General features: G+C 37.3%; 3 protein-coding genes, 3 tRNA genes and 2 pseudogenes. 7 read left to right on the top strand and 1 reads right to left on the bottom strand.

Features of this window, described 5'->3' with window-relative positions; genetic code table 11:
- The first annotated feature begins 128 nt into the window (after window positions 1-128).
- The 7 genes and pseudogenes from HMPREF0518_RS05535 to HMPREF0518_RS05505 all read left to right on the top strand — a co-directional run bounded on the left by HMPREF0518_RS05535 (window position 129) and on the right by HMPREF0518_RS05505 (window position 5,702).
- A tRNA-Gln gene (locus tag HMPREF0518_RS05535) sits at window positions 129-200 on the top strand.
- Between the two features lie 245 nt (window positions 201-445).
- A pseudogene (locus tag HMPREF0518_RS05530) lies at window positions 446-1,476 on the top strand (PTS sugar transporter subunit IIC).
- Window positions 1,477-1,700: 224 nt separating this feature from the next.
- Window positions 1,701-2,758: pseudogene (locus HMPREF0518_RS05525) on the top strand (SLAP domain-containing protein); the annotation flags it as partial.
- 722 nt (window positions 2,759-3,480) lie between these two features.
- Window positions 3,481-3,562, top strand: a tRNA-Tyr gene (locus HMPREF0518_RS05520).
- Between the two features lie 34 nt (window positions 3,563-3,596).
- A tRNA-Gln gene (locus HMPREF0518_RS05515) sits at window positions 3,597-3,668 on the top strand.
- Between the two features lie 128 nt (window positions 3,669-3,796).
- Window positions 3,797-4,912 carry a hypothetical protein gene (locus HMPREF0518_RS05510; RefSeq protein WP_003626939.1) on the top strand — a complete coding sequence of 372 codons (1,116 nt, stop codon included), beginning with the start codon at window positions 3,797-3,799 and terminating at the stop codon, window positions 4,910-4,912.
- Between the two features lie 88 nt (window positions 4,913-5,000).
- Window positions 5,001-5,702 (top strand): GntR family transcriptional regulator, encoded by a 702-nt coding sequence (locus tag HMPREF0518_RS05505; protein ID WP_003626938.1) that lies wholly within the window; start codon window positions 5,001-5,003, stop codon window positions 5,700-5,702.
- A gap of 63 nt (window positions 5,703-5,765) precedes the next feature.
- Here HMPREF0518_RS05505 and tagD read toward each other — a convergent pair whose 3' ends face one another.
- Window positions 5,766-6,152 carry a glycerol-3-phosphate cytidylyltransferase gene (gene tagD, locus HMPREF0518_RS05500; protein ID WP_003633007.1) on the bottom strand — a complete coding sequence of 129 codons (387 nt, stop codon included), beginning with the start codon at window positions 6,150-6,152 and terminating at the stop codon, window positions 5,766-5,768.
- Window positions 6,153-6,161 lie beyond the last annotated feature (9 nt).

Raw genomic sequence — 6,161 nt, 5'->3', positions numbered from 1 at the left:
GAAAAATTTTTACTGAAAAAATTTAAATTTTCCCTTGACCTTTTTGCCTTGTTTTCCTATACTAATATCTGTTGAGTGATTGAGAGGTCATTCAAATAGAACCAATCAAGTAAAAAAGGTTTGAAGATTGGGTTATAGCCAAGTGGTAAGGCAATGGTTTTTGGTACCATCATGCGCTGGTTCGAATCCAGCTAACCCAATAAGTAAGATCAGGTAGTGAGCCTGATCTTTTTTGTGCCTAAATAAAAACTAACCTTAAAATAATCTTAACTATATTAAAAATAAAAAGTACAGTATAATATTTATCAGGGGAAAAATTAGGATGAGAATCTAATATTATTGCAGAGAGAGTCTGCGTTCTCGACTAGTTTTTCAAGTACAAGTGAAGCTCCAGAGACGTAAGTCCCTGGGGCTTTTTTCATTAAAAGGAATTGAGGGAAGTTATATGCGAAAAGATTTCAAAGAAAACCTTTTGAACATATTGAATGGTGTGAGTACTGGCGTAGTGATCGCCTTGGTGCCTGGTGCGTTAGTTAATGAATTGATGAAGAATATCGCACACTCTTGGTCTGGTGCACAGAATATTTTGACAATGACATCGTTGATGGGTAGCTTGCTAGCTGTATTTGCGGGGATTGTGCGTGTCATATTTGCTTAAGTTCAACTTGATTCAGTCAGGTTCAATTACAGCGGCTGCGATGATTGCAAGTGGCGCATTTCAGGTGAAAAATGGTCAGATTATCTTGTCGGGTTCAGGAGATGTAATTATTGCATTGACTATTTTCTTTGCGGCATTCTTGGTGAAGTTTTTGACACCAAAATTGGGCAGTTATACTGTGCTTTTGTTGCCATTGATCGTGGCAGTAGTTGCTGGTGGCGTGGGCCAATTCATGCTTCCTTACACAAAGATGGTAACTGGAGCTGTAGGACAAACAATCGGCACTTTGACTAACTTCCAACCGCTCGTGATGGGCATGCTCATGGGAATTGCCTTTGCAGCATTGATTGTGTCACAAATTTTTTCAGTAGGAATTGCCATGACAATTGGTGTTGAAGGCATCGCTTCTGGTAGTGCCAACTTGGGTATTACTGCATGTGCATTCACTTTGGCTATTATGAGCAGCAAGGTGAACGGCTTTGGTACGACAATTGCTCACTTCATTGGAACTCCTAAGATTCAGATGGCTAATATGTTGAAAAATCCGCGCTTGTTCTTGCCGGTGTGCGGGTATTGCTGGATTAGTTGGTGCAATCTTTGAAATCAGCGGTACAGTTAATTCCGCAGGATTTGGTTCTGCAGGATTGATTGGTCCGATGGCAGCATATCAAGAGATAGCTGGTGGACCGCTTGCAATTGGATTCATTATGTTGTTATTTGCGGGGATGCCAATTTTGTTAGGATTTGCCATGAGATATATCTTCATTCAAAAGTTACAATTTGTTCGTGAAGAGGATCTTGTTATTGAAGATAAGTAAAATGTGTAGACTGATTTTGGGTGAAAGTCAACACTTTGTGGAAAAGTTCACAAAATTGTAAAGCTTTGATTTTATTTTGTAACAGTACGGTAACTACAGCTTAATAGTAGAGAGTTAACCTACTATATGCAATATAAAGGCATGTATCTGTAAAAACTATTAATGTTGACAAGGATGGCAAGCCAACTAAGAATAATAAAGTTGATAAAAAAGGAAGTAGCTACGAAGAGATTGAAAGTGTTCCAAATACTTCATTCAATATTACTTTAAGTGCAAGTGCTAATAATCAAACAGTTTCAGTTCAAATTCCAATTGTTCCTGAAGGTGTAAGTACTCCTGTTGATACCTTACAAAATCAACAGATCAATTGGAGCTTTAATGGTCAAGCACAAAAAGATAAGTCTTTAAATGGACAAGTATTCCAAGTGGCCGTTAACTCTAGCTTTAATCCTTTGAATTTTACTAATAGTAATGGTGAAAGTATTATTATTTCAACTCAACAAAGTCCAGCTAATACAACGTTTGCAAGTGTTGAAGCAACGTCAAATCCTGTTAATACTTCTGAAGCAGGGCGTTATTATAATGTAACAATAACCGCTACCGGTTATACTGGTAAGAAGACTACCGCTACTTATACTGTATTGATTACTTCCAGCCATAATAAGCAAACTTTATATGCTAATGGAGCAAGTTCAATTCCAACCTATAACTTCTATGGTAATAATCCTTTGAGTGGTTCAACTACTTTCAAGGATGGTGATCAAGTTTACGTTGCTGATCAAACTAAGACTTATAATAAAGAATCTTATTCACAGGTTTCAACCAAGTCTAAGTCAGATGCTAACTCAAGCAACATTTGGGTAAAGACGTCATCACTTGTAAAACCAGCTGCTACTGAAAAAGGTGAATCTCACGTTGTAATGGTAGCTTCAAAGGCTTACGACAAGAATGGTAACTTCTTGGGTCACATGTATGACACTTACACTAACATTGACATCGTTCCAACTGTTGTAACTATCAAGGGTAAGACTTACTACAAGGTAGCTAACAAGGACGAATACGTTCGTGTAACTAACATTAATGGTACTCAACGTAAGTTGCGTCACAATGCTTACATTTACTGGTCATCATACCGTCGTACCCCAGGTACTGATAAGTATACAAGGGCCAAACTGTAACTACTTACGGTGCTTCATACAGATTCAAGAACGGTAAGAAGTACTACAGAATTGAAGGCTGCAGAAACAACAAGCGTTACATCAAGGCTGTAAACTTCTATTAAAAAGTAGAATTAAAATAAATGAAAAAGTCGATGCAGAAATGCACCGGCTTTTTTGCTGTACAATTGAAGAAATGTATTAAGTAATAAGAGGCAAAATTATGGGCTTATGGATATTTTTAATTATTTTGATTTATTCTTTTTTGAAAACTACGGGTGAGTATGAAACAGCGACCAGACTGTCATTGATCATCATTCCGTTATATTCTGCGATTATGATGATTCTTGGTATAGGTCAAAACTTTACGCCTCTAACTATGCTGGTTACGTTGCTCTTAATTTTAGTCGGCATCGCAATCGGACTTTTTCAAACGCGTAATGTTAAAGTTAAGATTAGTAATGAAAAGGATAAGCTAGGTTTGCCTAAGGTGAAAATTAAACGAGGCTGGTATTACTTGCTTGGCTGGATTATTATCTTCATCATTGGAATTCTAGTCGAATTGTTTTACGGTGCAGAAATGGACAAAACAGAATTATCTGAAAAACTGATCATTAAAATCTTACGGGATATTTCTAGTATTGTCATGTTCACCAATAAGAGTTCTTGGTTCATTTGGGTACTCAACGTTAGTTCTAGTTGGACTTATGATACATATTGTTCTTGGAATATCCTAAGTTGCGGCAATATGTGGTTTTGCGTCAAAGGAATTAATTTATTTGCAAAAAAATTAAAAATGCCCTTGCATTTTATCCCGATATTAGTTATTATAATTAAGTCAGCTAACGGAGGAGTAGCGAAGTGGCTAAACGCGGCGGTCTGTAAAACCGCTCTCTCTGAGTTCGGCGGTTCGAATCCACCCTCCTCCATTGTTGAACGACAAGTAAAAAGTTCAGCTGGTACTGGGTTATAGCCAAGTGGTAAGGCAATGGTTTTTGGTACCATCATGCGCTGGTTCGAATCCAGCTAACCCAATAGTTCTAAAAGAACACCCAACCCGAAGAAGAAACGTCCTAACGGCGTTTCTTTTTTTGCGCTAAAGCAATACATCAACGCTTAAAAACAAGTACAATAGTATTTAGTTTTCACAGAAAGGATACCCAATGGCTAGAATAATTAGAGTTGGCGGTTCCAGTAGCGCTACTAGTTGGCATGATGCCTTGAATGACTTGCATGCTGATGATGTTTTAATGCTGGGACCTGGATATTATTATTTGCCTCAAGGTCGAAAATTAACAGACATTACAATTAAGGGAACAGGTAGTCTAGCTGAGGATACAACTATTTATGGCAATATCAGCGTTTCAGAAGATAGTCGTTATGTCACATTAGAAAATCTTTGTGTAAATACGACAACCGATAATAATAGTATTTTTGTGCCTATCGAAACTGATGGCTATGTTACTTTGCGAAATTGTTGCGTTAAGGGATATGGTACAGACACGGCAGCTATTGCCATTAACGGCAAGGTGACGTTAGAGCTTTATTCAACGAAGGTAACTGGCGGTTCCGTCTCTATTTATGAGAATGCGGACTTTCGTTTGGAAATGAATGATTCACAGATTGATTATCCATCTGAAAATTATTGTGCTTTGGCTCTTGAGGGTCACGGTACCGCAATTATCAATAATTCTAATATTCGCGGTAGTATCAACACTTTTACAAAAACAAATGCGGAATTAGATCTCAATAATTCTGAAGTCGACTATGTTTTATTGCATGGTCAAACTTGGATGAATATGCTTAACAGTACTATTACGGCTAAGGATGATTCGTGTCTTTATCTAAGTGATGATTGCTGGAGCAACATCGTTAATAGCAAATTTAATGGTGGAATCTATATTGATAAAAAGACGCATACTATTATTCAAAATTCGACTATTGATCGCATGATGGTAGTCGATGAGGCTAAGGTGACAATGAATAATTCTATCATTATGGAGCATGCGGATTTTCAAGACAAGAGTAATTGTGAGGCTACGCGGGTAACATTTATCGGCAATATGAATTATGAATATTTCTTAGCTTTGAGTGGCAAAGCTCAACTAAATGGACATGATCTGGTACTGCATCCCAATCAAGCCGATTTGGCAGTGCAAGACGAGGCCAAACTGAAGACCAATGTTTTAGCTGAACAAAATGACACGTTGAACGTAGAATATAGCAAGCGTCCCAACGTTTATATTTTAGGGATGCATTGGACCGCTAAGAAAAAATAGCTAAACAAAATTAACTTAGTGTATCAAATGCAATCTAGACCAATTTATCATATAATGATAATTGGTATTAAACTTTGGGGGTGTAGTTATGGGAGAACCAATGTACATCAAGATCCATAACCAGATTAAACACGATATTGAAAACCACGTTTATAAAGTTGGGGATCAAATTCCAGCAGAACGTCAGCTATCAGTACGCTTTGGCGTTTCACGGATGACTTTGCGCCAGGCAATTAAAACATTGGAAGAAGAAGGAATTCTGGAACGCCGACTTGGCAGTGGTACTTATGTTGCCAGCCAAAAGGTACAAGAAAAAATTTCCGGAATTATGTCGTTTACTGAAATTACCAAGGCTAATGGTCAAGTGCCTTCAAGTAAGTTAATTTCCTATCAAGTGGGTAATCCATCCTTATCTGAAAAAGAGCGTTTAGCTCTTAAACAGTATGAAAACGTATTGCGAATGGAAAGAATTCGTTATGCAGACGATGTCCCAATTTGTTATGAAGTAGTTACGGTGCCATATTACTTGGTTAAAGATTTTTCTAAGGAAGATATTTCTAGCCATTTGTATGAAACCTTGGAAAAGCGTAGCGGTTTTAAAATTGGCAAAGCAACAGAATATATTTCTGCAACTATTGCCAATGAACAAGATGCTCGTTTATTGAAGGCTAAGAAAGGTGAACCTTTAATCACTAGACGCCAGGTAACTGAGCTTTCAAGTGGTCAACCATTTGAATATACCCGTGCTCGTTATGTGGCTGAACGATTTGAATTTACTTTTTCTAAATAGAATTTAAAAGACAAAACAAAAACTCCAATTTCACTCATAAACTGAGTGGAACTGGAGCTTTTTTTATTTAAGATCCTCTTTAATTTTTGTGGTGGAAATACCTGGTGTTCTTGGTAAATAGACTACCTTGCAATAAGGCTTTAAGAAGTCAAACTTGCCTTCCCAATCGCTGCCCATCACGAAAGTATCGACATCGTACTTTTTAATATCATCGATCTTTTGGTCCCAATCTTTTTCGGGAATAACTTCATCGACGTAGCGAATAGCTTCCAAAATATATTTGCGTTCAGGATAAGTGTTGTAAGCTTCCTTATGCTTCTTGAATTCATTAAATTCATCAGTAGAAAGTCCTACAATTAAATAATCGCCTAATTCTTTAGCTCTTTTAAGCAGGCGAACATGACCATAGTGAAGCAGGTCAAACGTGCCATAAGTAATTACTTTTTTCATTTTTTCTCC

It is taken from the genome of Lactobacillus helveticus DSM 20075 = CGMCC 1.1877 (assembly GCF_000160855.1).
In the GTDB taxonomy this organism is placed as follows: domain Bacteria; phylum Bacillota; class Bacilli; order Lactobacillales; family Lactobacillaceae; genus Lactobacillus; species Lactobacillus helveticus.
This window is presented reverse-complemented; position numbering and strand designations above follow the sequence as displayed.

Coding starts and splice junctions, on each gene's coding strand:
- HMPREF0518_RS05510 (WP_003626939.1), top strand. CDS start 3,797: ATGGCTAGAATAATTAGAGTTGGCGGTTCCAGTAGCGCTACTAGTTGG.
- HMPREF0518_RS05505 (WP_003626938.1), top strand. CDS start 5,001: ATGGGAGAACCAATGTACATCAAGATCCATAACCAGATTAAACACGAT.
- tagD (WP_003633007.1), bottom strand. CDS start 6,152: ATGAAAAAAGTAATTACTTATGGCACGTTTGACCTGCTTCACTATGGT.